Here is a 25464-nt window from a genome sequence, read left to right as displayed (position 1 = left end):
TGTCATGGTTAATAAAGCGCGGCATATGAAAGTGAAGTTATGGAGTGTTAGAGTTTTAATGCTACTTTTCTTTACGGTTAGTGCGATAACGTTATCACAAGGCGTGGTGTATGTGCAAGACATAGTAAAAGAACGTTTTTTTAATAAGACGGAGACAATGTTGGAAAGAAATTATGATTTTACTAGTATAAACGAACAGTTTGATGAGCCTGAAAGAATTATAGATGAAGAAACAGGAGTTGTAGATACAAGAACGAAAATAGATAGGAAAATCCCTCTTTTTAAACGGGAGAATTCATGGAGTGATGTGCTTTCTATGCTTTCAAATTCATGGATTAGTATAGTTTTTTATGTAGTTATTGCAGGGGTAATTATATATTTTCTTTATAAATCCGTTAGGAAAAAGTTAACGAAACCAGAAATAGAACAGGAGAAAAAATCGGTAACAAAAGAAAATACGGTAAGAACCGAAAATAACAAGAAAGTCATTCATCAGTTAGAACAGTCGTTACCGACAGATACGATAAGAAAAACGTTAGTTGAATGGGAAAGAACATTACCATTTCATGAACAGAGAAGGTCCTATGAAACGATGCAACAGTGGTTAAAAAGAATTAGTAGAACGAGAAATATTACTTCGTTATATGAGTCTGTTCGTTATGGTGAAAAGACGTATACGGATTTAGATGTGGAAAAAATAATGAAGTGGGTAGAGGGAGATGGGAAGGTGGATATATAAATATCCACCTTTTCTTTTTTTATACGTAAATTTGATTAACATGAATTATTTTCTTATATGAAACCGTCTTCAAATAGGAAAACAAAATTAACTTTATTTACTTATACTTGATTACATGTTAACCTATACTTAATTTTTATAAATTATAATTAATTTTTAAGTTTTTTAAGGGTGTGAATGTGTAATGAAATCGGTATTAAAAAGCATACTTATTTCCTTTGTTTTTTCAGCAGTAGGTATGTGTTGGTTACTGTTCTTATTATTCAAAGGGGACGGAGACTGGTTATTGTCTTGGATAGGCGTATTAATGGCATATTTATCTTTATTCACTTTAATAGATTTATATTGTAAAAATACATACGATAAAAAAATAAGTAAGTGGCTTATAAAAATAGCGGTGACTAGCTTTAGTTTTGCTGTATTAGGAATCTCATTTTGTATCATACACGAGCTATTAACACCATGGAGTCTCAGTTTAATGGTGTGGTATTGGTTGGTAATGTTAGTTTTATTTTTAACAACCATAATATCGTTAGTCAGTCTCGTATTTGTTAATCGTAAAAATCATAATTTCACCGGTGTATATAGAATACTTATACTTCTAAATGTACTGCTTACGTTAGGACCAGTATTATGGCCACTATTACTTTCTATTATCGGAAATGGTATGAACGCTAGTGCAGGATGGTAAAGGTGAATATAGATTAGTTGCTTAAATAAAAAAGAACGTATTTACATAAAAAGTGAAAACACGTTCTTTTTTTATTCATTTTAATACGAACACAATGAATAAATCATCTTAAAATAATTAAGACAAGGTGAAATGAAAATGGGGGCAGTTAAGGGACTGTCCTTATTTTTTTATGTCCTTTTTATTTTCATACATAATTCTTTCTCAGCTTAGCGTAACAAAATTTGAACGTAAGTATTTCGTAAGGAATGGATAAGAAAAAAGAGAGTTTTATCATATAGGATAAAAGTATAGCTTGAATCAATACGATATGAATAGGGGAGAGAAAACCTTATGAAAAAATGTAATTTAATGAAGTTAGCGAGTTTGACAGTTTTATTAGCGGGTACTACTCTATTTACACCTGGTTTTACTGTGAAAGCAGAGTCTACTCAAAGTATTTCTAATTCGTCACAAGTACATGATCAAAAGAATCGGAATGGATGGAAACAAGTCATGCAGGAAACAATCCAAATTGGGGCGCCAGGGGTATTAGCTAAGACGTATAATAACGGAAGAGTTAATAGTTATACTGCTGGTTTGGCGGATTTAAATACAAAGAAACCAATGAAATTAGATTATCGTTTTCGGATTGGAAGTGTGACGAAGACTTTTACTGCTACGACTGTTCTTCAATTAGTAGGAGAAAATCGTGTGCAACTTGACGATCCAATTGAAAAGTGGCTACCGGGAATTATTCAAGGAAATGGGTATGATGGCAATCAAATTACGATACGACAACTTTTGAATCATACGAGTGGTATCGCTGAATACTTAAAGTCAAAAGACGCTGATATTATGAATTCGAAAAAAACGTATACAGCAGAAGAAATAGTGAAAATAGGCCTTTCTCTGCCTCCAGATTTCTCGCCGGGTAAAGACTGGTTGTATTCAAACACAGGATACGTCATATTGGGAATGCTTATTGAAAAAATAACTGGAAATAGTTATGCGGAAGAAATTGAAAAGCGAATTATTGAGCCTTTGGATCTGTCAAATACGTTTTTACCAGGAAATTCACCCGTCATCCCAGGAAAGAATCATGCTCGTGGGTATATGAAAATTGACGAAACAAGTGAGTTGAAAGACATGACGTATTATAATCCGAGTTTAGCAAATGCAGCTGGAGATATGATTTCTAATGCGGACGATTTAAATAAGTTCTTTTCATCTTTACTTGGTGGTAAGTTACTGAAAGAACGCGAGCTAAAAGAAATGCTTACTACAGTTCCTATAGAAGGGAAAGGTCTTGGTGATGGATATGGTCTTGGAATCTATGAAACTAAACTTCCAAATGGTGTCTCAGTTTGGGGGCACGGCGGATCAATTCCTGGGTTTATGACTTTTGCTGGCGGAGTAATGGGAGGCAAGCATACATTTGCTGTCAATGTTAACTCTTTAGGTCCGGTTGATATTCTTACACAGTTTAATAAAATGATGCAAATAGAATTTAAGAAATAAATGAAAAGAAAACGAATGTGATCCTGCTTTAAAGGATAGTATTAGCATCCATAGTATGACATCAAGTGTAATTCAATCGTATAGTTTAGTATAAAAAAGGATGTCAGCTGCATGACATCCTTTTTATTGTGGGGTAAAGAGGTGTGTTTCATTTTGAAAATTGTTATTTTTGCGAGTATTCCATATAATGATAGGTGTAGGGGCTATACAGGGGAATTATGAATGAAAAATACTTTAGTTTGTTAATTGTTTTTATTTTAATAAATAAAAGTAAATTGATGTGGAGTGAAATACATTGGGAGAAAATCAGTTTAGATGGAGTAACACACAATTACGAGAACATGTTGAAGTAATAGATGGCAAAAGAAGTCCACACATTTTATTTAAGAATGCAACGTATTTAAATTCCTATATGCGCGAGTGGATGCAAGCAAATATTTGGATCTATGATGATCGCATTATTTATGTAGGAGAAAAACTGCCAGCGCAACTACATAAATGTGAAGTCATTGATTGTGATGGAAAGTATATAGTTCCAAGTTACATAGAACCGCATGCACATCCATATCAATTATATAATCCAGAAACGTTAGCAAATTATGCGATGCAGTTTGGGACGACGACTTTTATTAATGATAATTTAACTTTATTTTTCACATTACAACGTGAAGAAGCATTTCGTTTATTAGATGAATTTGAAAAGATTCCAGCAAGTATGTATTGGTGGTGTCGTTTTGATGGACAAACTGAATTGCAAAACGGGGAATCTTTATTTAATCGTGAAGACATAATAGAGTGGCTTAAGCATAAAGCAGTTCTTCAAGGTGGCGAGCTAACAGCGTGGCCAAGGTTATTACATGGCGATGATGAAATGTTACATTGGTTGCAGGAAACGAAACGATTACATAAAAAAGTGGAAGGACATTTTCCAGGAGCATCTGAAACGACTTTAGCGAAGTTAAAACTGTTAGGTACAGATTGTGATCATGAAGCGATGACAGGGCAGGAAGCTTTCACTCGTCTTATGCAAGGTTACACGGTTTCCCTAAGAAATTCTTCAATACGCCCAGATTTAGAAGTGTTACTGAAAGAATTGTTGGAACTAGGAGTAAAGCAGTTTGATAGATTTATTCTTACTACAGACGGCTCACATCCTTCGTTTTATGAAAATGGAATGACAAACGTAATGATAGCTACCGCGATAAAACAAGGAGTGCCAATAATAGATGCTTATCATATGGCAAGTTATAATATCGCTCGTTATTACAATATGGAACATGTACATGGATCGATTGCGACAGGTAGAATAGCTAATATTAATATTTTGGAAAGTAAAGAAAATCCGGTTCCAATAAGTGTAATTGCAAAAGGAAAATGGGTGAAGCGTGACGGAATAAACAATAATGAATCAGTACGAATAGAATGGAGTCAATTCAAAGTAACTCCATTATTATTAAACTGGTCTATAGAAAAAGAGGATATGATTTTTTCTCAAAAAGTGGGTATACAATTATTAAATAACGTTATAACTAAACCATACACGACTGAAATTGATTTAAACCGTGATGAACTTTCTCTAGATCATGATGAGTGTTTTCTTATGATGATTGCTCGTGATGGTACTTGGCGAGTGAATACAGTTGTAAAGGGGTTTGCGAAAGAACTAGGTGGTCTTGCTAGCTCTTATTCTGGTACCGGTGACATCATTCTTATTGGAAAGAATAAAGAAGATATGCTTACAGCTTTTCATAGAGTGAAAGAGATTGGGGGAGGAATGGTAATAGCTGAAAAGAATGAAGTATTACACGAAATCGCATTACCATTACTCGGGATTATGTCTAATTTGAAAATGAATAAATTAATACAGGAAGAGAAACAGATGGTGAAACTACTCCAAGAGCGTGGTTACGCGTATGACGATCCGGCATTTACCATTTTGTTCTTTTCTGCGACGCACTTACCTTTTATACGGGTAACTCCTATAGGATTATATGATGTGAAAAATAGTAAGGTAATGGCTTCACCGGTGAATTTGATAAAACAATGTTAATATGAAAGGCTCTATAAAAGTCCAATTTATAGGGCCTTTCACATTGTTAGCATAAGAATATTGTGAGCCTCAAATAATATAGTATCTAAATTACTTGAGGTGAAACGTAAGTATGAAAAAAATATTGTATATATTAAGTGTATTTATATTAAGTGTATCTATTCAACAAGTTGTACATTCTCAAACGGATGCACCAGAGCTATCTTCTGATTGTCTTGAAAAAAGGAAAATTCGAGATGAAAAGTATGTGAAGAATATAATACAAGACATTAAATCCACATTTAATTTAAATATGGATGAACATAGTTTTTGGGAAGTAAGTAAAAGAGATCTAGAGGCTGCCCATTTGATGTATGGTGGAAAGGAAAATGATTCTTATTATAATTCGCTAACTAAAATTTATGATAGTGGTGGATTTAGCGAGCAACCCAGCTTATTTGTGAGGGCGCAAGAAGCATTTTTACTTTATAAAGAAAAAGATAATATTAATGTAATGAAACGCCTTAAACTAGACGTTGAAAAAGGGGAATGGCTCGTTATAAAAACGAAAAAGAAGAAAGGGAAAAAAGTGAAATTCAAGCCGTTGCAATGTGAAAAAGATTATTTGAAAAAGAGAAATGAGTACCATAATGTAAAATGAAGCGGTAGAAATTACTAGTAATTTCACCATAAAAAAACGTCATTTTTTATTTTTAAAATGACGTTTTTTTATATACTTAAAGCTTTTGCATTGCACTTTCAATCTTCTTTACCAAATCAGCAGACACTTTATGAAAATATCCTAAAATGACCTTTCTAATATCATCAGAGATAACTTTCAAATCACTAGCTAAGTTTTTAGCAAGATGTTCTTTTTCAATCGGTTTTAACTTCGTATAAAATTCAGTAGGCTGCGTAAAGTCATCCTGTTTCGTAATAGAAGTTCTTTCAAGTTTACCTTCAACGTATCTTCCGTCACCGCTCGTTATTTGATTAGCAGGCGTCCAATTTTGCTGTTTGTTAATTGCCAATTTGCGAAATTCGGAACCAATTCTTCTTCTTTGAGAATCACTGTAAATGTTAGCACGCCCTTGCAGCATTTTATCATCTGATAGTTCTGCACCGTCTAGTAAATTAGAAGGGGAGAAGGCGACTTTTTCTACTTGCTCCATATAATTTTCAGGATTTTTATTTAATACCATTTTGCCTACTGGTATAAGAGGATACTTCTTTTCATCCCATACTTTTGTATCATCTAAAGGGTCATAAGAAAGATGTGCTTCATCTTTCGGATCCATGAGCTGGACATATAAACCGTATTCTACTGGTTTACCATTTGCAATTGCATCATATAAATCTTTCCCGCTATAATCAGGGTTTTCAGCAGCCAGTTTATTCGCTTCCTCACTAGTAATGTATTGAACACCTTCAAAGGGGTACCAATGATACTTTACATACTTTCGATGACCTTCTGCATTTCTCCATACATATGTATTAACACTATGTCCTGGGATGTGGCGAAGACTTTTGGCCGTACCAGCATCAGAATATAAATGGACAACGAAATGAATGGATTCAGGCGCTCTAGCGACAAAGCTCCAAAATCTATTAGGATCTATTAAGTTATTTATAGGTGAAGGTAACAACGCTTGAATCGTTTCAGGGAAACGAATCGGATCACGAACGGAAAAGACAGGGATGTGATTACATAAAAGATCGAAAATGCCTTCTTCTGTATAAAACTTTGTAGAAAAACCGCGTACATTTCTAGAAGTGTCAGGTGTTCCTTTCGTACTAACGGCTAATGAAAATCGCACCATAACAGGAACTCTCGCATTAGAATTTTGTAAAAAACGTAGTTTAGTATGTTCAGACATTGGATAGATCGTTTGAAAATAACCGAACGCACCAAATCCTTTTACATGAACAGGTCTTTCTAAAATTTTTTCGTGAATAAATTCTTGTAGCGTCTCGTGAAGTACACTATCTTGCTTTAGAACAGGTCCACGTGAACCAACTGTTTGTGAGTGAAGTATAGCTTGTTCATTACGTTCTCTATTTTCATTAAAGTCATTCCCTAGTAAAGATTGCCTCTGTTTATCATAGTTTTCATTCATCGTTATTGCCTCCAAATCTTTTTTGTCCATTGTTACTAAATATGATTTTATAGCCTTGATTATGTATGACAAGCACAGTCCAAAATGGTAACAGACCGCTAGATGAAAAAAATGCACATGTAGTGGACCTGTTGAAATAGAAGAAATTATGGAAAAATGAATATCGGGAAGAAAATTACTATGAAAATTTCAATCTAAAAAATGAATTTATACATGACTTTATAGAGAATGAACATAAATAAACAGGGAAAATAACTAGGAGGAATTTAAAATGTCGGATTGGTTTCAATTAGATAAAGAATATATGATGTCTACGTATTGTCGTACGAAGGTTGCGATAGAAAGAGGAGAAGGTTGCAAACTATACGATGTGGATGGTAAAGAATATGTAGATTTATTTTCTGGTGTCGGAGTGAATGTATTAGGATACAATCACCCGAAAATCGTGCAAATGACAATGGAACAAGTTACGAAATCGTTGCATCTTCCATTTCATTTTTTAAATCCAGTTGCGATTGAGTATGCAAAGAAATTAGTTGACTGCTCTTTAAAAAACGGAAAGGTCTTTTTTACAAACTCTGGTACGGAAGCGACAGAAACGACATTAAAATTAATTGATAAATATAGAACTAATACGGGAGAGGAACGTGAAGGAATCGTAGTGCTGAAGAATAGTTTCCATGGGCGTACGTTAGGAGCACTTCATTTTACGAGACAAGAAAGCGTATATCAAAATTTCCCTAAAACATCGATTCCGGTATATGAAGTAGAGCGTGAGAATATAGAGCAATTAGAAGAAACAATCGTTAAAGAAAATCCAATTGCGATTATGCTAGAGCCTGTATTAGGAAGCGGGGGGATATACCCTTTATCAAGTGAATATTTAAATGGTGTTCAAAACTTATGTGATAAATATAATGTCATTCTTATCGTTGATGAAGTTCAAAGTGGTATGGGGAGAACTGGTAAACTATTTGCTTATCAAAATTTCAATATTACTCCGGATATTATTCAAATTGGTAAGGGAGCAGGAGGCGGGATACCGCTTGGCGGAATTATTGTAGGTGAAAAGTTATGTGATGTATTTGCACCAGGAGATCACGGCACAACGTTTGCTCATTCTTCAATGGGAACCGCTTTAGGGTTAACGGTATTAAACACATTGATTGACGATGGTTTAATGCAAGAAGCGTATGAAACGTCACACTATCTAAATGATAAATTGCAAGAAATTCAGAAAGAAAATTCTTATTATATTCAGGAAGTACGCCATGCTGGTATGATGTTTGGAATTAGTTTGAATGATACGAATGAAAATGTAAAGAAATTACAGGTGGAGCTAATGGAGAAAGGGATGTTAGTTGATGTTACACAAGGGAACATCATCCGTTTACTTCCTCCATATATAATTAAAAAAGAAGAAATTGATGCATTTATTACTCAATTTATTTCTTGTATGGATAAAGTTGCTGCTGTAGTAAGTGCTTAAAAGTTAAAAGCTAAATTTTATATAAAGTGCACTCTAATTGTTAAAAATAGTTTTACAATTGGGGTGCATTTTTTATAGTTGAATTTTGTAAAATACAGTTGTTGGTAAATGATAACGAAAAAAATAGAAGGAATTTCATTATATTTGATACATGATTGAATGATATTTTACTGTTGAAGAAAAGAGAAAGTAAATATAAAGATAGTAGATAAAACGAGTGGTACTAACAACGAGTGATAGAACGTTTTGAAAATAATAGCATACGAATATATAAATAATAAGAATGAGGTGATATATTGGAAAATAATGATATTCAATTTACTTCTTTACAAATGAGAACGGATAAATATGGTTGGGCTAGTATTCAATATGCAAATAAAAAGCAAGCCATCTTATATACTCGAAACGGAGGAGTAGAATGGGATGTTGTTAATCCTCTAAAATCAATTGTATTATTTGCATATCCAATAAACGCTCGAAGCTCTTGGGCATATGGTTTAACAAAAACGAATGACGATCTATTGCCAGCTATATTTTATACAGTTAATAGAGGGGAAAGATGGAGTGAGTTTATTTTACCGGTTGAAGAAGAATGGGAGAAATCGACTGATGTTCAAGTGCAATTGCATGCTACGAATATGGATAGTATATGGATTGTATTATCTAGAAAGCTTGCATCAAATAAATTTGAACATAATTTATACTATTTGAAAACGAAAGCGAAAGCTTGGAAAGTAATAAAAAATATAAGTATTAGTGATAGTATTTCAGGGATAACATTTATTAACGATTTAGTCGGATTTATTTCATTACAAACACATTATGAAACATCAACGGTATTTAAAACAATAAATGGTGGGGAAAGTTGGCAAGCTATAAAAGATATTCCAAGTCTTGAAGGAATTAATAATGGGACTGCTATGGCTTATAAAGCAATTTATAAAAATAACCTATTAGTAATACCAACTAAAATGAATGATGATAAATTTTTAATGAATTACTCATTTGATAAGGGGAATTCGTGGCATATTTCAAATAAAACAATAAATACTAGTAAAGTGGCTGTTTCGTTTTTTAGTTCCTATTATGGCTGGGTTATAAATAGTGAAAATGGAAGTGTATATCAAATAATAAAAAAAGGATCAAAATGGATAAAAGTATCAAGTAATCCATTGTTAAAAAATGTATTTTGTTTGCATTTTTTTAATCGGCGTAAAGGTTGGGCGTGTAATAAAAAAGAAATATTTACTACAACAGATCGCGGTATAACATGGAAAAAGGTATTATATAAAATTAATAATATTGATAAATTTATTTAAAAGAGTCCTAAAGAAATTAGGGCTTTTTTGTTTTTAAATGGTGAGAGTTGTAACAAACAATGATAAGAGGAAGGAGGTAAATGCAGAACTTATATTTTCAAAAATAGACGGTTGTTTTTACACAGTATAATTCACTTTTGAATATGTTAATAAAGTAGCAAATTCATAGGAAATGGTAATACTTAATATTTTATCCCGCTTTAATGGGCAGTAAGACCCCCACCTCAAAATTCAGCGAAAATAAAGAAGTTAGGAGGGGGTCGGGCTGCCCATAAAAGTCCGATTGGTGAGGGCTAATAATCAGTGGGGGATGAAGAAAACCCCCACTGATTAAAGTTTCACTTTATGTCACATGATGTGTAAAGGGGGCGCGTAATGAAATCGTTAACGGTTATTATTTTGTATAGTGAAAGAGAGCAAATATTAGAAGAGTCAATTCAATCTATATGGAAGCTAAATCCTCTTGAAATTATAATTTTCGTTCCTAACGATAGAAGTAATTTGTATGAAATAGCAAAGAAACATAAATGTCATATTGTTTTGATGGATAAATATAGTACGTATTATGATGGATATGAAGCTTCTGTAAAGGCAGCTAAAGGAGATGTATTATTATTTGTAGATAGTAATTTTTTATTATCTTCAAATGAAATGAAGAATTTTATTGAGCCAGTTGTTACAAATCAGGCTGATGTAGCATTAAACAAGATAGATAAATTTATAGAAGTTGGTAAATGTCCAAATACGGATATTGTTTGGAGAAAAATGTTAAATGAAATTTTAAGTCGACCAGATTTAAAAAGCAATTCAATACTTTCATTACCATATGCACTTACGAAAGAAGTAGTGGTAAATATCGGCTTTGATTATATAAAAGATATCGTTCTAGCTCATATGAACATAGTTAATCAAGGCTGGCGCATTAACGATCAATATGCAATAAAAACGTTATCTAGAGATGAAACGTTAGAAGAGGAAGGTTATTTAGTTAAAAAAGAATTGTCAGAAAATGAAAAGGAGAAAGTGGGAAAATATTTAATCGGTATTTCTAAATGGATAGAGAAAAAGGGAAAAAGAGTAGGGTTTACTGATGCAGGAAAAAGAAGAGATATTATTCAAAAGTTAGGTGAATGCAAGCGATATCCTTCTTATCATCGAGGATGGGGTATGAATTCATCAATTTATGACGGGAAGCAACTTTCTGTCATTATACCAGTGCAAAATGAAGAAGAAACTATAGAACAAGTAATACTTGAGGCAAGAAAAATAGAACCGCTAGAAATAATTGTCGTTGTAAATGGTTCGACAGATCAAACGGCCAATATCGCTAAAAGACTTGGTGCTACTATTATTAAATATAACGAACGGCTTGGTCATAATGTTGGACGTGCTATTGGAGCGTTTGAAGCTACAGGAGATATTCTCTTATTTATTGATGGTGATTTTAGTGTTTCAGGAAGTAATTTGCATCACTTTACAAAAGCAGTTTCAGCTGGCGTAGACATAGCATTAAATGATTTGAATCCGATGTTACATCCTCCGTTTTATGTTGTAGACATCGTAAAGTATATGCTTAATTTAGCATATAATCGTCCAGAATTAAGTAATGGCTCATTAGTAGCAATTCCACATGCTATGAGTAGATCATGTATAGATGCAATAGGCTGGGAAAGTTTACTATGCCCTAGTCTTGCACAAGTAAAAGCTATATTACAAGGGTGTAGAGTAGAATGTGTACATTACGTTGATGTTGTAAAACCGAATAGAATTCGTTTAATGGAGAATGTAAGTCATAATGGACATCCTCCAGCGGTATTAAGAATAATTGGTGATCACGTTGAAGCTCTCTCTTACTTAATAGAAAATCTTGAAATAGATGGAAAGGGTGATTAAACTGTTAGACCAGTACAAAAAAATTAACATTTCATATGCAGAATTATGGCAAATGGATTTTCAAACTACAGAACCATTTATACTCAAGGTTGATTGGGGCAAAGTAACGTATGAATTTTTAATTCGTATTAAGCCGGGTTCTTCTAACACTATTGTTTTTGGATCCGGAGCAGGTGGATTTCAAGAACAGCCAATTGGTCCACCTATTTTTCATAGACATTCTTGGATGGAAGAGTTTGAAGATACTGTTATATATTATAATGATCCTACATTATATCTTGGAAAATTATCTTTAGGTTGGGGACAAGGGGAGTTAGATAGATTTTACTTACAAGATATAGCAAATATTTTAGAAATATTATTTACAAAGTTAAAAGTTGATACGAAAAATGTGTTGTTTTATGGCAGTTCCGGGGGAGGATTTATGTCTTTAATTTTAGCTGGATTTGTTAAAGGTTCCACAGCTTTAATTAATAATCCTCAAACAAATTTATTAAAATGGATACCTGTACCAATAAATCTAGTTTTTGATTTGTCTTATCCAGGTTTATCAAGAGAAGAAGTTGAGGAGAAATTTGGCGAAAGAATTAATGTTGTGAAATTTTTTAATCACATTAAATATGTACCGAATATTTATTTTTTGCAAAATTTCGCGTGTGAATTTGATGTGCAAAATCATTTAATACCATTCATTTCTGAATTAGAACAACTGGATAAAGATACAGAAGTAAATCAAATTGTAATAGACTTATATTTCGATAAAAAAGCAGGGCATGCAGCGGTAGGTAAGAGTGAAACAATTGAATATATAAAAAAAGTAAAGCCTAATCAGACTGTAAAAAAAGAACAAAAAGAAGTGGCACTGTCAGTCGTTATAGTTTTAGGAGAAGAAAAATCAAAATTGAATCAAATTTTAAACAAAGTGCACCATATAAAACCATTAGAAATTATTATTGTGGCTGATGATAGAATGAGTGCGATACAATCCATACCTACATTTGTTGAAAGTAACGTTGTTGTTATTGAAGAGAAAAATAAATGGAAAGCACCAGTTCATGGGGCGAAAATCGCTAATGGAGATGTAATTTTATTTTTAAATGGAGAAGATGTTATTTTTTCGTTAGAATTAGAACGATTTATAGAACCACTACTAAAAAAGGAACAGGATGTAATCTTGAATAACATAGACTCTGTATGTTTTGAAAAGATGAGAGTAGAATGGCCAAGCATTGCTATGGTGTATAGAAAAATAGTAAACGATGTATTGGGGCGTATGGATTTAAAATATGATTCGATGTTATCTATGCCATATGCTATTACTAAAAAAGCAATTGAAGACATTGGATATGATATCTTGCAGAACCCTATTCTGTCCCAAGTAACTCTTATTGAGAAAGGGTGGCGACTACAATCCTCGTCAGCCATCACTAACACCTCCTTGAATAATATACCAGCAAACAAAACCTCTTTCTATAAAAATAAATTAACTAAATTAGAAGTATGTGAGATTAAAGAGAATGTAAAAGCTTTGGAAAGTTGGTTACAACGAAAAGATGATAGAGGTAGCTATACAGATGGAGGAAGAAAAAGAGAAATTATAGAGCAGCTAAAAAAACAAAAGAATTATTCGCGTTTCCATAAAGGGTGGGGTATGAATTCATCAATTTATAATGGAAAACAGTTATCAATTATTATACCGGCACAAAATGAAGAAGCGACGATTAAAGAAGTTATTCTTGAGGCAAGAAAAGTTGAACCGAAAGAAATAATTGTTGTCATTAATGGATCAACAGATCAGACAGAAGTAATCGCAAAACAATTAGGAGCAACAGTAATTGTTTATCAAGAAAGATTAGGGCATGATGTAGGACGGGCAATTGGTGCACAAGAAGCCACAGGGGATATACTTCTCTTTATTGATGCTGATTTTGCTATTCCAGCAAAAGACCTTCATCCGTTAACGCAGGCTGTTGCGGATGGTGTTGATATGGTTTTAAATGATTTAAATTTAAATCTTAGATTTCCTCTATATATTGTAAGTTTATATAAATATATGTTGAATATTGCTTGTAATCGTAAAGATTTAGGTGTGGGATCCACAATTGCTGTTCCCCATGCTATTAGTAGAAAATGTTTAGAGGGAATCGGGTGGGACACTCTTCACACAGCGTGTGTTGCACAAGTAAAGGCAATATTAGAAGGGTATAAAGTCGAATGTGTCCATTTTGTAGATGTAATGAAACCAAATCGTATTCGTCCAAATGAACACTTTGCAAAAGTAGGACATCCACCAGCTGTATTGAGAATTACCGGCGATCATGTAGAAGGGCTTTCTTATTTACTGAAGAATAGGGATTTTAAAGATTTATTTTAATTTGGAAGCTACTTTACTAATAAGGGTGAAATAGCAACGGATAGAGTGTAAGTTGAATATTGGAATGAAAACAAAATTTAAAAAAAGTTACTCTTTTGGTTCAGGTGTAAGTGAAAACTTCTTCAAATACATGAAGAGGTTTTTACTTTTTTTATTTCAATTTATTTTAAGTATATAAAGTAAAGAGTAAATAAAGCAGTAACGAAATTAACTTAATATCAGATGCAAGTAAGGAGGGAATACCTTTTCTTACATCAATAAAAGGTGTTTTAATATGTATTTAGAAATTAAGGTCTATCCAAATGTGGGGGAAGAAATATCTCTAAGGTGCAATTATGAATTTTCATCTGATTTTAATGTAATACCATTTACCGCATGTATTTCTATTTCAGTAAAAGATGATCTGAATTTATAAATTAATTTATCTAGTTTAATAATAAATTAAATATATATAAAACTGATAAGAAAATAGCAGCTAATTTATAAAATTTAGTAGGAGAGTCGTGTCTAAATTCGATAAACTGCATATATTGTTAAAAGAAAGGAGGGAGAGTTATGGCATGTACTACGAATAATGTTTGTTTAGATGTGTGTCTTAAAATTACAATTACCCCTGGTAGTGGAATTGATGCAGAAGTGGATTGTGGGGGCACATGTGGGACAAGTCCTACAATTGTAATTAGTCCTAGTGGATCAATTGTTATTACTTTACCATTAGTTGCATGTTTCTCAATTGCACTAAAAGATGATTTAAGTGTTGAATCTTCATTAACAAGCCTCTCTTTTCAAACTTCTTAAGAAAGATACAGAAATGAAAAGCCTGCCTTCTACTTTTCTTTTGAGCTGATGTAAAAATAAAAAAGATGGTTACAAACCATCTTTTTTATTCTGTCATATGTTAAAAATGAGATAATATATTATTTAGTAGGCAGGATGTATAATTAAAAGTACTCTTTTTGTTCGATCAGGTAAGAAATTGCTTCTATATGATCACCAATGATTTGTTGTGTTGCTAATGAAAGGCAACCTTCCTCAGAGAAGTGTTTTTCAGGTCGAACACGATTCATTTTATCGACGTCGACAGAATGGACATTTTGCACATGAAAGCCTGCTAAAATTGTTTTAACTTGACTTAAGGTTGGTGAAAGAAGTGAATCAAACCCAATTGTATGAATGCATTTTCGACTAAAAGCATGAGGGATAGCAATTGTGGATCCCATACCTAAATCTTTCCGATTACACGCTAAGTTGATAGCATATTTACATGCAGTGACGATAGAATACGGTAGACGATACATATAGTAGTACTCTAGTTTATTTAAAGCTAAGTCCGTGCCATTTTGAATAGATTGTACAAACGGTAATAAATCATAACTAGAAATTAAGAAATCACCATCTATAAATAATAGTATGTCACCTTTTGCAAAAAAGGCACCAACAGCACGTCCCGTATCATTTCCAAGCGCTTCTTCGTAATTTATAACTGTTGCACCGCAACCCTTCGCCAATTCTTCTGTTTTATCTGTTGATCCATTAACAATAACGATAATTTCAAAAGGTTTTAATTTCTGTACCTCAAAAATGACAGATTCTATCGTTTTTTCTTCATTTTGAACAGGGATGATAACTGATAATTGTTTATCTCCATAAGTATTCGAATAAAACTCTTTACCTGTACTTATTTTTGGGATGTATTTTTGTTCCCCGTTTTGAAGTCCTAAAATAATATCACGCTTTCGATTATTATCGGTATAGTTTCCTCTTAGATTTTGCATTTTACTTATCCAATTTGCAATGGCTTCAAGATGATAATAAATGAGTTGAGTTGAAGGAAAAGAGGGGAATTGAGGGATAGAAATGTTGAATTGATCGCAAATACGAAATTTATGTTCAATAATTTTCATTTGTGCCAATATTGGATTTGATAAACTATCTGGAGTAATTACCCCAAGCAATTCTTTTGTCATTGCATAGGGAGGAAATAATAAGGAGTTAACATGTAAATCTGGACGATGAAAAAAATGATTTGTAACTTGTTGCCAAATCATTGCTATATTTGGCTGTTGTTTTTGATAAAAAAATTCATCTAAATTATTTAATACGACGTCAGCCGATCCATTTCGTAATGGTTGAAGAAATAGTATAAGTGAGGAGGGTTCAATAATGTAATTTTCATCTAAAAATAAGAGGTACTCCCCCTTTGCTTTTTTTGCGCCAATTACATAAAGATTAGTAGGTTCTATCGGTTCTTCTAGTGTAAGAATTTCATAATTATAGGAATCTGCACTCTCAATTGAATCCTGAGTATATCCGTTAATAGTAAGGATAATTTCTAAAGGCTGTAGTTGTTTACATGCTTCCAAAATTTTAGGTAAATTTTTTGTTTTATGTTGTATGGGGATAATAATAGAAATTGAATGTTTACACATAAGCAGTCTCCTTTTTAATCAGAGGTAGTTGTTAATAAGATTAGATAAAATAGGAGATATATTTTCTTTTTGGTATAAGCATAACAATCATTTAGTTTTATCAGACTCACAATTTTCTTTACTTGTATTAGAACCTTTATTTATTCCAGAAGCGAGTAAATTATTGAGAACGCTAAGGTCTAATTGCAAAGGGATGGAGTTTTCGGGGGAAGTTTTCTCATTTTCTTTTTTTGTAGTTAATATAGTCTTTATATTTTTAATTTCTTTATATTGTTTTAAGATAATGAAAAATCCAGAAATAATTAAGAGAAAAGAAACAGTAGCAACTACAAGTATTATTTCCAACATAAAATAGCCTCCTTTAAAACTATAATAATATTATAGTTGAATGTAATAAAACAGAAGTCGAGCCAATGAGTTCACTTTTTAAATATATGCAAATCTTAAGTAAAAGTTACTGGTTTCTAAGTTATAGGAAACAATTATAGGAACGTTATATATATAAATAAATGAAAGGTTCATTTGTAGTGTAAAGGTATATATTATATAGCCTAAACTTCATTTTATGAAAAGTTAAATAGGGTGTAAATTTATACAAAAAGAGCATTTAATTGGACAAATAATTAATTATGTGAAATAATAATAACAGAAAAGGAGACGTTGCTTTTCCTTAAGTGCTTCGAATTAATTTTATTCAATAAGAGAAGGTGTGCTTAAAGAAGTTAAATTAAAAAAGGAGCTGTTTTATTATATGCAACAAAATAATGATTTAAATTTTGAACCTCAAGACGTTAATATTGTCAATCCTAAACAAGCCAGGAAAGCAGTAGTTGCTACTGGTATAGGGAATGCAATGGAGTGGTTTGACTTCGGATTATACGCGTATTTAGCGGTTATCTTAAGTCAATTATTCTTCTCAGGTGTTGATAATAGTGGATTGCAACTTGTACTTACATTCGGTACATTTGCAGCAGCCTTTCTCGTTCGACCAATCGGAGGTGTATTCTTTGGTAGAATAGGAGATAAGTACGGCCGAAAAATCGTGTTAAGTACTACTATTATTTTAATGGCACTTTCTACATTATTCATCGCATTACTACCAACCTATGAACAAATTGGTGTATGGGCACCAATACTACTTTTAGTTGCCCGAATGATTCAAGGCTTCTCTACAGGCGGCGAATATTCAGGTGCAATGGTTTATATCGCAGAATCTTCTCCAGATAAAAAGCGTGGTATACTCGGTAGTGGTCTTGAAATTGGAACACTCTCAGGTTACATTGCTGCATCGGTAATTGTTACCATTTTGACGTTATTGTTAACAGATGAACAAATGCTCAGCTGGGGCTGGCGTATTCCTTTCTTAGTAGCTGCACCAATTGGCTTGGTCGGTTTATATTTACGCCGTCATTTAGATGAATCTCCCATCTTTGAAGAGATGGAAAAAGCACAAGAGGAATCTGAAGACAATGAACAATTTTCATTTATGGATATTATGAAATATCACAAAAAAGACTTCTTATTAAGCACAGTAATTGTCGCCTTCTTTAATATTACGAATTATATGATTCTTTCGTATATTCCTTCTTATCTAACTCAAGTACTTAAAGTCGAAGAAACAACTGGCTTATTAATTATTTCTGTTACGATGGCACTTATGATTCCACTAGCACTATATTTCGGTAAATTAAGTGATAAAATTGGTAATAAACGCGTCGTGCAAATTGGTTTACTCGGTTTAACTATATTTGCAATCCCAGCATTTTTACTAATAGGTAACGGGCATATTGCAGCTATATTTGCAGGTATTTTCGTATTAGGATTCTTCCTAAGTGTATATGAAGGAACATTACCTTCATTATTACCATCACTCTTTTTCACCGATGTACGTTATCGAGCACTTTCGATCTCATTTAATATTTCTGTATCTATATTCGGTGGAACAACGCCGCTCGTATGTTCATACTTAGTTCATGCGACTGGTAACCCGCTAGCACCGGCATTTTATTTAGCGGGTGTAAGTATTATTGGATTAGTCGTATTTAGTGTATTATTCGTTACAACATCAGGACGTGCGCTAAAAGGTTCATATCCTACAGTAGAAACGAAAAAAGAAGCACACCAAATTGCGAAAGAAGACCCTGAAGAAACACTTTGGTGGCATGAAGAGTCGTTAGAAATTGAAGCAGGGAAGAATGCTTCAATTTAACAAGTAACGTAGAAGTATAAAAAGACTCCTATGAAAAAATAGGAGTCTTTTTGTTGTGTTATTTCTTTCTTTTTTTCAAACGCTTCTGATATGCATAGAGTTTTTGAATCTCTTCCTTAAATTCATGTAACAGTACGGTGTTTTCCTCATTTGAATAACGCACTGTATTATAAGCAACTATAACAATATGACTCTCAATATTTACATCTTCCCCACTATTTATTCGTCCTAACCATGCTTCAACAGTTTCTCCTCGTTTTCTATTTAAAGGAGGAGTTAACTTACTTTCAAGTTTGAAAATTTCTTTTCGAATTTCGTTATGTGGCGGTTTGTTTTGTTTCAAACGTTTTTGGCTCATACCTTCTTTATCAGTAATGATAGTAGATTCGAAGGAAGGCATATTTGGTAAACTGAATTGTTTTCGTTTTTTTATTATTTTCCAAACGACGTAAATAGCAATGGTTGTACAAACTATTATTGTAATGCTATTTATAAGTGTTGGATCAAAAGCACGATGTCCAAATTCATCTTTAATTTGAGGATCTTTTAAATTCCCTTTATTCGACCAAAAATCGTCAGTTTCTTTTGATTCAGCTGCCGAAAATAACGGATTAATGGCGTATCCAAATCCTAAAGCAACTACTTGTACGACATAAGAAAAAAGAAGCCGAATGTATAGGAAAATAGAAATAAGGAAAGCACTAATTATTCCAATTGTAATAAGAGAAGCGAAACGTAATAACTGTTGATTACGGTTTATCCCGGTTAACCAAAATGTAATCATAATGTGTAAAACTAAAAGTAATAGTTTCCACAAAGGTGGAAAGGGCGCATAAAATATGGCTGAAATACTAAACCATACAATACCACCTAATGACTTTTGAACTGGATATCCGGGTCCAACTACATGTACGATAAAGAAGAAAAGCGGTAACATAATTGTGCCAAACAGAGAGAAAGGGAGAAAGATAGAACAACCAATTATTTGAGTCATTAACAGTATGACAAAACCTGTTGTTTTTTTCTTCATTAGTTTATGGATAAGAAATACTCCAATATAGCCTGTTGCTAAAAATATAGCAATGCCGATGAGTTCATCTCTTTCCGTTAATAACGAAAGGAGGAGCAGCAGAATAAAGTCATTAACGTGATAAAGCCAAGTTTTCAAGCTTTTCCACCATCCCTTCGTTATTAATGAGAAACGTAGGCTGAGAGAGAAGAGGGAGTTCATTTCTCTGTAAACCAATGTATATCATTGTAGACGATCGTTCTCTTTTTCTCGTTACATAATGAAGAAATCCTTGTTTCGGAAGTAAAGTACTATCATCTGAAATACGCGCTAATTCCTCTAAAGATATTCCGTAATGTGTTTGCCCTTCGTTTAATGGTAAGTGCAGAGGACCACCTTCAGCTAATACACTAATAAATAGTTCAAACGGTATTTGATGCTTCGTTGCGTATTGACAAATGTATGTTGCAAATGAAATAAGGTCTTCTATATTATCTTTCCAACCAAACCCGCGATCAGCAGCTAATGAAAGACAAATCGTCCAACTATAATTTTTTACAGGTTCATATTGCTTCGCCTGTAATTCTTGCATTTTAGCAGATGCTTTCCAATGAATAGAACGGAAAGACTCACGTTCATATCGTTTAACACCGATAATAGATGTTTCATCATTGTAAAAAGAAAAATTCGTTCGATAAGATCCGGTTAAAAGTTGCTGTAGTTCTTGTAAGCCTGCTACTTCTTTAGGAGAAGGGTACACAATAATTTCAGTCCTCAATTTATCAAAAATGGGCAAATGTACAGTTAAAAGATGAAAAGGATCTTTCAAGACACATTCGAACTGTTCAATTTGAAACACACCACGTTTCGTTGCGGTTAATATTAAATCCCACTTTTGCGCCGAATGAGCAGGTTGTGAAAACGGGAAAGAGAATAGTGTTTTTGATATTTGTTCAATTCCTTGATCTTTTTGTGGTAGTAGTGACGGATTTAAATGAAAATAACAAACACCGTTAACGAGCGGTATATTTGCTCCATTTTTTAAATGAATAAAAAACTGCCCAGATTCATTAGGAAAAAGCCGAGTAGTTTGTTTCTCATTTACGACTTCAAATGTTTTCTCTATGTAAGCGACATATTTATAAATGAAAATAGCAAATAAATAATAGAAGAAAAAGAGAAACATAATGATTCGTTGTGGCATAAAAAATGTAAATAGTATAGCGCCTGGGACAGTTAGTTGAATAATATGGAGTTGGAAAAATAAAGGTACAGTTACAACACGCTGTCCATTCATGTTTGCTCAATCTCCACTGGTACGTCAACTTCTTTTAAAATCCTTTGCATAATTTCATTTTTTGTCGTACGTAATGCGCCTTCCATTGATAAGACGATGCGGTGATTCCAAACAGAAGGAACTAACAATTGTATATCTTCTGGCGTGCAATATTCTCTGTCGCGTAAAAAGGCTAGTGCTTGAACTGCGCGTACTAAAGCTAATGTGGCACGCGGGCTTACACCATTAGCGATGTAATCATGATTTCTTGTAGCGTGAGCAAGTTTAATAATGTAATGTTCTAACGGTTCTGATACGAAAATTTCTTTTACTCGTTTCTGTGCTTCTAAAATATCATCTAAAGAAATAACAGATGTGACACTTTCTAGTGGTACATCGCTACGAAAACGTCGCATCATTTGTAGTTCATCTTCTGGAGATGGATAACCAATTGAAATTGTCATTAAAAAACGATCAAGCTGTGCATCTGGTAGAGGAAACGTTCCTTGTGATTCAATTGGATTTTGCGTCGCAATAACAAAGAACGGTTTCGGAAGAGGAGTAGATTGCTTTTCAAGCGTTACTTGTCGTTCTTCCATCGATTCTAATAAACTAGACTGTGTTCTAGGCATAGCGCGGTTAATTTCATCCGCAAGCAAAATATTGGTCATAACTGGTCCAAGTCTTAATTCGAATTCACTCGTTTTCGGATTGAAATATTCAATACCTGTTACATCACTCGGAAGTACATCAGGTGTAAATTGGACACGAGAAAAATTACCACCAATACTTTTAGAAAGTGTTTTCGCAAGTAACGTTTTCCCCGTACCAGGCACATCCTCAAGCAGTACATGTCCATCAGCAAGCAATGAAACGAGTAATAGATCAATAACATTTTCTTTACCTACAAAAACCAATCCTATGTTTTCTTTCAAATTATTTATCATATGTATCATTCCTTTCAAAATATAAACGGATATTTCTATATTTTAACAAATTATTCAGAAAATTGATATGATTTTTTAATTTAAAGAAATAGATATTAAGTTATTAAATTACCTTGCATATTTTGGAATATGATTATACAATATCGATATACGATGTATCGTTAGTCGATATATCAGATAACGATGTATCGGAGGTGGTTATAATGAATACGAAAGCGAAAAAATATATTCCGTTAACAGAGGCGACATATTACATATTGTTGTCACTTGTGAAGCCGATGCATGGTTACGGAATTATGCAAATGGTAGAAGAGATGACAAATGGAGAAGTAAAGCTCGGTCCTGGAACTTTATACGGGAATACGACGAAGTTACTAAAAGAGATGTTAATAGTTGAAGTTGCCTCTACAGATAGAAAGAAATGCTATGAGTTAACGTCACTTGGTAGAGAAGTATTAGAGCTAGAGTATAACAGGTTACAGAGATCTGTAAGGAATGGAAATAGTATATTAGGAGGGTGAATGGAAGATGGAGACAAAAAGGGTATTTAAGTTTTTTACGGCATGGAATTTAGAAAAAGAAGAAGCCTTTTTACGAAAGATGCATCAACAAGGTTGGGCATTACAAAAATACAATTTAATGTATCAGTTTAAGAAAACTGAGCCAAAAGATGTAATATATAAAGCTGATTTTAGATTGGTTTATAGAGATTCGAAAGAACAACAACAAGAGTATTTCGAAATATACGAAATGTCAGGTTGGAAACGCGTAACGAGTTTTACAAGATGGAATTATTTTTGTAAGGAAGTAGAAGAGGTAAATGAATTACCTGACATATACTCAGAAAAGGAGACGAGGATACAAAAACTAAATGAGTTATTGCTATTCCTTGTTATTATATCAGCAAGTATATTACCATCAATGTACAATCTATTTATAAGCCCGATGGAATCAAGAGTGCCAATTTGGGCGAAAGCTATGACGGGTCTTACAGGTTGTATGTGGATGTACTTCTTCATAAGACTCACTTGGAAAATTAAGAAATTAAAAAGTGAAATATTATAATGAAAAGTAGAATTAAAAAGAAGTTGATTTTGTAGGGAGAAATATCGGTATCAACTTCTTTTGGTTTTATATAATTGCATTTTTGTTCGCTCTTTTTTATATAATAAAACTCTATATAAAGGTAAGGGATTAATAGTTGCAAAGATAAACCGCAATATCCCGAAAATAATAAATGAAGAAAAAACGATTCATATTGAGGATCAAAAAATAAAAGATGACAAAGAAGGTATGAGGTGTAATTTATAATAAGGAAGAAAAATGTTTTTTCATTAACATATGAAACAAAAAACCCCCTATAGAAAAGTGGTAGGGGGTAATAAAAATGTTTAAGAAAAAGACTGATTTTGCGCAGGTTTAATAAATTGTTCTGGGTTTTCAACAAGTCCGCATACAGCACATTGGACTCTATATGTTGGTCCTTGATAGGACATATGAAAAGCATTCATCGTTTCATTTGTGTATTCTTCTTCTACTTGACCAGTTTGTGGATTTAACTTGACTGGTTTTACTTGTTGCTCAAGAATATTAAAGCGAGTACGGTTCGTTTTACAGCTTGGACATAGCATTGGTTCCATATGTATACACCTCCATTTGTAGCATTTCTTAAACTCATTAATTTTATGCAAGCAAAAAAACTTTCTCAATATAAATGGGTGTTCAAAGTATTCAAAATTCAGAAAAAATAAAATATAATAAGAGTACGAACTGGTTATGTCCAAACCAAATCTCCTGTTTTATGCCAATAAGCTGGGGGGCCGAGAAATCGGCCTCATTTTTTTTTGCTCGTTGTTATAAGGAACAAGGTTTTTATGAGACATTTGTCGAAATTTTAGGGATGGATATAAAGGAGGATGTAAAATGAATTTAAAAATGAAGTATATCATTTTATATGTAGAAAATTTTGAAGAATGTTTAAGATTTTATAAAGATATTTTACAGTTACCTATAAAAGCAGAGCATGGTACATATATTGAATTTAATACTGGTTCTACAATTTTAGCGATGAACACAAGGCAAGATGTGAAAGAATTAACAGGTTTACCACTTACAGAAGGCGAGTTACAATCTTCTCATTTTGAATTGGGATTCGTTGTTAATCATGTACAAGAAACAATCGAACAATTTAGAGAGCAAGGAATTAAGATCTTAGTTGAACCAATTGTGAAACCGTGGGGACAAACAATTGCATACATTGCCGATCCAGATGGGAATTATATTGAAATTTGCAGTTCATTAGAATAGAAGGAGAAAAAGAGATGGGGTTTCCGAAACTAGAAACAGAACGTTTACAATTAAGAGAACTAACACTGTTAGATGCAGAAACGATGTTCCATTATTTTTCAAAAGAATCTGTTATACGTTATTTTGGAATGGATTCTTTCGAAAATATTGAGCAAGCGAAAACGACTATTCAAACGTTTAAAAATCGTTATGAAGAAGGAACTGTATTTCGCTGGGGAATTGAGAAAAAGGGTACGGGCCAATTAATCGGAACGTGCGGATTTCATTTAATAAACAAGCATCATAAGCGAGCTGAAATTGGTTATGAATTGGACGATACATATTGGGGACAAGGGTATGCAACGGAAGCGTTACAGGCGATTTTAACTTACGGGTTTGAAACGTTACAACTTATAAGAATTGCAGCTGTTGTATATGTAGAAAATAAAGCTTCTCAAAAATTATTAAGTAAAGCAGGGTTTCAAGAAGAAGGATTACTTCGAAAACATATGATTCAAAATGAAGTTGCTCATGATACGATATTATATTCTTTATTAAAAGAAGAGTGGAAGAAGTAATGTGTACAAATGAGCTTATAAATGTTATGAAGAAGCATAAAGAAAATAGATTTATTTTAGGTATAGATGGTTTAAGTCGATCGGGAAAGACAACATTTGTAACAAACTTAAAGGAAAATATGAAACAAGAAAGCATCCCGTTCCATATTTTTCATATTGATGATCATATAGTAGAGCGTAATAAACGATATCATACTGGCTATGAAGAATGGTATGAGTATTATTATTTGCAATGGGATATTGAGTCGCTTCGACAGAAGTTTTTTCAGAAGTTACAAAATGAAACAAAACTGAAATTACCGTTCTATAATAATGAGACAGACTCAAGTGAGATGAAAAAAGTACAGATACCCATAGTAGGTGTAATTGTAATTGAAGGTGTTTTTCTACAGCGAAAAGAGTGGAGAGATTTCTTTCATTATATGGTGTATTTAGATTGTCCAAGAGAGACACGGTTTCTACGTGAGAGTGAAGAAACGCAGAAAAACCTTTCAAAGTTTGAAAATAGGTATTGGAAAGCAGAGGATTATTATTTAGAAAGTGAAACACCACAGAAGAGAGCGAACTTAGTTATATAAT

At 33.0% G+C, this 25464-nt stretch carries 23 protein-coding genes; 16 read left to right on the top strand and 7 right to left on the bottom strand.

Annotation, left to right across the window (positions count from 1 at the left end):
• Window positions 1-4 precede the first annotated feature (4 nt).
• The 5 genes from ACLBWW_RS14480 to ACLBWW_RS14460 all read left to right on the top strand — a co-directional run bounded on the left by ACLBWW_RS14480 (window position 5) and on the right by ACLBWW_RS14460 (window position 5620).
• Complete coding sequence (locus ACLBWW_RS14480) at window positions 5-739, top strand: hypothetical protein (RefSeq protein ID WP_098633496.1); 735 nt, start codon at window positions 5-7, stop codon at window positions 737-739.
• 184 nt (window positions 740-923) lie between these two features.
• Window positions 924-1430, top strand: a complete 507-nt coding sequence (locus ACLBWW_RS14475; RefSeq protein ID WP_016134793.1) for a DUF3902 family protein — start codon at window positions 924-926, stop codon at window positions 1428-1430.
• A gap of 333 nt (window positions 1431-1763) precedes the next feature.
• On the top strand, window positions 1764-2930 hold the full coding sequence (locus ACLBWW_RS14470) for a serine hydrolase domain-containing protein (RefSeq protein ID WP_016087360.1): 1167 nt from the start codon (window positions 1764-1766) through the stop codon (window positions 2928-2930).
• 295 nt (window positions 2931-3225) lie between these two features.
• Window positions 3226-4980 (top strand): adenine deaminase C-terminal domain-containing protein, encoded by a 1755-nt coding sequence (locus ACLBWW_RS14465; protein ID WP_098641884.1) that lies wholly within the window; start codon window positions 3226-3228, stop codon window positions 4978-4980.
• A gap of 112 nt (window positions 4981-5092) precedes the next feature.
• Window positions 5093-5620, top strand: coding sequence for a hypothetical protein (locus ACLBWW_RS14460; protein WP_048547695.1), 528 nt, complete (start codon window positions 5093-5095; stop codon window positions 5618-5620).
• Between the two features lie 76 nt (window positions 5621-5696).
• Here the strand turns inward: ACLBWW_RS14460 and ACLBWW_RS14455 are convergent, their stop codons facing one another.
• The gene (locus ACLBWW_RS14455; protein WP_048547694.1) at window positions 5697-7076 is read right to left on the bottom strand and encodes a catalase; all 1380 of its coding nucleotides are present in this window, start codon (window positions 7074-7076) and stop codon (window positions 5697-5699) included.
• Window positions 7077-7347: 271 nt separating this feature from the next.
• On the opposite strand from ACLBWW_RS14455, the gene ACLBWW_RS14450 reads away from it, so the two are divergent.
• From ACLBWW_RS14450 to ACLBWW_RS14430, 5 genes are all read left to right on the top strand, one after another.
• Complete coding sequence (locus ACLBWW_RS14450; RefSeq protein WP_048547692.1) at window positions 7348-8565, top strand: aspartate aminotransferase family protein; 1218 nt, start codon at window positions 7348-7350, stop codon at window positions 8563-8565.
• 296 nt (window positions 8566-8861) lie between these two features.
• Entirely contained in the window at window positions 8862-9884 is a 1023-nt protein-coding gene (locus ACLBWW_RS14445; protein ID WP_098080306.1) for a hypothetical protein, read from the top strand.
• 375 nt (window positions 9885-10259) lie between these two features.
• Entirely contained in the window at window positions 10260-11777 is a 1518-nt protein-coding gene (locus tag ACLBWW_RS14440) for a glycosyltransferase family 2 protein (RefSeq protein ID WP_098049169.1), read from the top strand.
• A 52-nt stretch (window positions 11778-11829) separates the two neighbouring features.
• Complete coding sequence (locus tag ACLBWW_RS14435) at window positions 11830-14151, top strand: glycosyltransferase (protein WP_141547852.1); 2322 nt, start codon at window positions 11830-11832, stop codon at window positions 14149-14151.
• Window positions 14152-14706: 555 nt separating this feature from the next.
• Entirely contained in the window at window positions 14707-14949 is a 243-nt protein-coding gene (locus tag ACLBWW_RS14430; RefSeq protein ID WP_000752473.1) for a hypothetical protein, read from the top strand.
• A 143-nt stretch (window positions 14950-15092) separates the two neighbouring features.
• Here ACLBWW_RS14430 and ACLBWW_RS14425 read toward each other — a convergent pair whose 3' ends face one another.
• Window positions 15093-16580: a glycosyltransferase gene (locus ACLBWW_RS14425; protein WP_098123674.1), complete on the bottom strand. Its 1488-nt coding sequence runs from the start codon at window positions 16578-16580 to the stop codon at window positions 15093-15095.
• An 87-nt stretch (window positions 16581-16667) separates the two neighbouring features.
• A complete protein-coding gene (locus ACLBWW_RS14420; protein WP_048547684.1) occupies window positions 16668-16928 on the bottom strand; it encodes a hypothetical protein in 261 nt (86 codons plus the stop codon).
• Window positions 16929-17331: 403 nt separating this feature from the next.
• On the opposite strand from ACLBWW_RS14420, the gene ACLBWW_RS14415 reads away from it, so the two are divergent.
• The gene (locus ACLBWW_RS14415; protein ID WP_048547682.1) at window positions 17332-18789 is read left to right on the top strand and encodes an MFS transporter; all 1458 of its coding nucleotides are present in this window, start codon (window positions 17332-17334) and stop codon (window positions 18787-18789) included.
• 58 nt (window positions 18790-18847) lie between these two features.
• Here ACLBWW_RS14415 and ACLBWW_RS14410 read toward each other — a convergent pair whose 3' ends face one another.
• Genes ACLBWW_RS14410 through ACLBWW_RS14400 form a run of 3 tightly spaced genes read right to left on the bottom strand, consistent with a single transcriptional unit; the run spans window position 18848 to window position 22021 of the window.
• Entirely contained in the window at window positions 18848-19957 is a 1110-nt protein-coding gene (locus tag ACLBWW_RS14410) for a DUF4018 domain-containing protein (protein WP_447614094.1), read from the bottom strand.
• Window positions 19932-21095 carry a DUF58 domain-containing protein gene (locus ACLBWW_RS14405; RefSeq protein ID WP_048547677.1) on the bottom strand — a complete coding sequence of 388 codons (1164 nt, stop codon included), beginning with the start codon at window positions 21093-21095 and terminating at the stop codon, window positions 19932-19934. The genes ACLBWW_RS14410 and ACLBWW_RS14405 overlap by 26 nt, the downstream gene beginning before the upstream one ends.
• On the bottom strand, window positions 21092-22021 hold the full coding sequence (locus ACLBWW_RS14400) for an AAA family ATPase (RefSeq protein ID WP_048547675.1): 930 nt from the start codon (window positions 22019-22021) through the stop codon (window positions 21092-21094). The genes ACLBWW_RS14405 and ACLBWW_RS14400 overlap by 4 nt, the downstream gene beginning before the upstream one ends.
• Window positions 22022-22224: 203 nt before the next feature.
• Here ACLBWW_RS14400 and ACLBWW_RS14395 point away from each other — a divergent pair, with 203 nt between their 5' ends.
• Window positions 22225-22542 (top strand): PadR family transcriptional regulator, encoded by a 318-nt coding sequence (locus ACLBWW_RS14395; protein WP_048547673.1) that lies wholly within the window; start codon window positions 22225-22227, stop codon window positions 22540-22542.
• A 7-nt stretch (window positions 22543-22549) separates the two neighbouring features.
• A complete protein-coding gene (locus tag ACLBWW_RS14390) occupies window positions 22550-23086 on the top strand; it encodes a DUF2812 domain-containing protein (RefSeq protein WP_048547671.1) in 537 nt (178 codons plus the stop codon).
• Between the two features lie 326 nt (window positions 23087-23412).
• Here the strand turns inward: ACLBWW_RS14390 and ACLBWW_RS14385 are convergent, their stop codons facing one another.
• Window positions 23413-23661, bottom strand: a complete 249-nt coding sequence (locus ACLBWW_RS14385; protein WP_048547666.1) for a hypothetical protein — start codon at window positions 23659-23661, stop codon at window positions 23413-23415.
• Between the two features lie 283 nt (window positions 23662-23944).
• Here ACLBWW_RS14385 and ACLBWW_RS14380 point away from each other — a divergent pair, with 283 nt between their 5' ends.
• From ACLBWW_RS14380 to ACLBWW_RS14370, 3 genes are read left to right on the top strand one after another with little or no spacing between them, the layout of a single operon-like run.
• Window positions 23945-24328, top strand: coding sequence for a VOC family protein (locus tag ACLBWW_RS14380; RefSeq protein WP_048547664.1), 384 nt, complete (start codon window positions 23945-23947; stop codon window positions 24326-24328).
• 14 nt (window positions 24329-24342) lie between these two features.
• Window positions 24343-24885 (top strand): GNAT family N-acetyltransferase, encoded by a 543-nt coding sequence (locus ACLBWW_RS14375; RefSeq protein ID WP_048547663.1) that lies wholly within the window; start codon window positions 24343-24345, stop codon window positions 24883-24885.
• Window positions 24885-25463, top strand: coding sequence for a kinase (locus tag ACLBWW_RS14370; protein WP_048547661.1), 579 nt, complete (start codon window positions 24885-24887; stop codon window positions 25461-25463). The genes ACLBWW_RS14375 and ACLBWW_RS14370 overlap by 1 nt, the downstream gene beginning before the upstream one ends.
• Window position 25464 lies beyond the last annotated feature (1 nt).

The organism is Bacillus sp. M5A3_1b, from assembly GCF_053345335.1.
Note: the sequence above shows the minus strand (reverse complement) of the source record. Positions and strands in the feature narration are given on the sequence as shown.

Bases quoted from the DNA above. Each gene is read 5' to 3' on its own strand.
- ACLBWW_RS14400 (WP_048547675.1), bottom strand. From the start codon at position 22,021: ATGATAAATAATTTGAAAGAAAACATAGGATTGGTTTTTGTAGGTAAA.
- ACLBWW_RS14430 (WP_000752473.1), top strand. From the start codon at position 14,707: ATGGCATGTACTACGAATAATGTTTGTTTAGATGTGTGTCTTAAAATT.
- ACLBWW_RS14470 (WP_016087360.1), top strand. From the start codon at position 1,764: ATGAAAAAATGTAATTTAATGAAGTTAGCGAGTTTGACAGTTTTATTA.
- ACLBWW_RS14415 (WP_048547682.1), top strand. From the start codon at position 17,332: ATGCAACAAAATAATGATTTAAATTTTGAACCTCAAGACGTTAATATT.
- ACLBWW_RS14370 (WP_048547661.1), top strand. From the start codon at position 24,885: ATGTGTACAAATGAGCTTATAAATGTTATGAAGAAGCATAAAGAAAAT.
- ACLBWW_RS14475 (WP_016134793.1), top strand. From the start codon at position 924: ATGAAATCGGTATTAAAAAGCATACTTATTTCCTTTGTTTTTTCAGCA.
- ACLBWW_RS14395 (WP_048547673.1), top strand. From the start codon at position 22,225: ATGAATACGAAAGCGAAAAAATATATTCCGTTAACAGAGGCGACATAT.
- ACLBWW_RS14460 (WP_048547695.1), top strand. From the start codon at position 5,093: ATGAAAAAAATATTGTATATATTAAGTGTATTTATATTAAGTGTATCT.
- ACLBWW_RS14440 (WP_098049169.1), top strand. From the start codon at position 10,260: ATGAAATCGTTAACGGTTATTATTTTGTATAGTGAAAGAGAGCAAATA.
- ACLBWW_RS14435 (WP_141547852.1), top strand. From the start codon at position 11,830: ATGGATTTTCAAACTACAGAACCATTTATACTCAAGGTTGATTGGGGC.
- ACLBWW_RS14420 (WP_048547684.1), bottom strand. From the start codon at position 16,928: ATGTTGGAAATAATACTTGTAGTTGCTACTGTTTCTTTTCTCTTAATT.
- ACLBWW_RS14455 (WP_048547694.1), bottom strand. From the start codon at position 7,076: ATGAATGAAAACTATGATAAACAGAGGCAATCTTTACTAGGGAATGAC.
- ACLBWW_RS14425 (WP_098123674.1), bottom strand. From the start codon at position 16,580: ATGTGTAAACATTCAATTTCTATTATTATCCCCATACAACATAAAACA.
- ACLBWW_RS14405 (WP_048547677.1), bottom strand. From the start codon at position 21,095: ATGAATGGACAGCGTGTTGTAACTGTACCTTTATTTTTCCAACTCCAT.
- ACLBWW_RS14385 (WP_048547666.1), bottom strand. From the start codon at position 23,661: ATGGAACCAATGCTATGTCCAAGCTGTAAAACGAACCGTACTCGCTTT.
- ACLBWW_RS14390 (WP_048547671.1), top strand. From the start codon at position 22,550: ATGGAGACAAAAAGGGTATTTAAGTTTTTTACGGCATGGAATTTAGAA.
- ACLBWW_RS14480 (WP_098633496.1), top strand. From the start codon at position 5: ATGGTTAATAAAGCGCGGCATATGAAAGTGAAGTTATGGAGTGTTAGA.
- ACLBWW_RS14380 (WP_048547664.1), top strand. From the start codon at position 23,945: ATGAATTTAAAAATGAAGTATATCATTTTATATGTAGAAAATTTTGAA.
- ACLBWW_RS14450 (WP_048547692.1), top strand. From the start codon at position 7,348: ATGTCGGATTGGTTTCAATTAGATAAAGAATATATGATGTCTACGTAT.
- ACLBWW_RS14375 (WP_048547663.1), top strand. From the start codon at position 24,343: ATGGGGTTTCCGAAACTAGAAACAGAACGTTTACAATTAAGAGAACTA.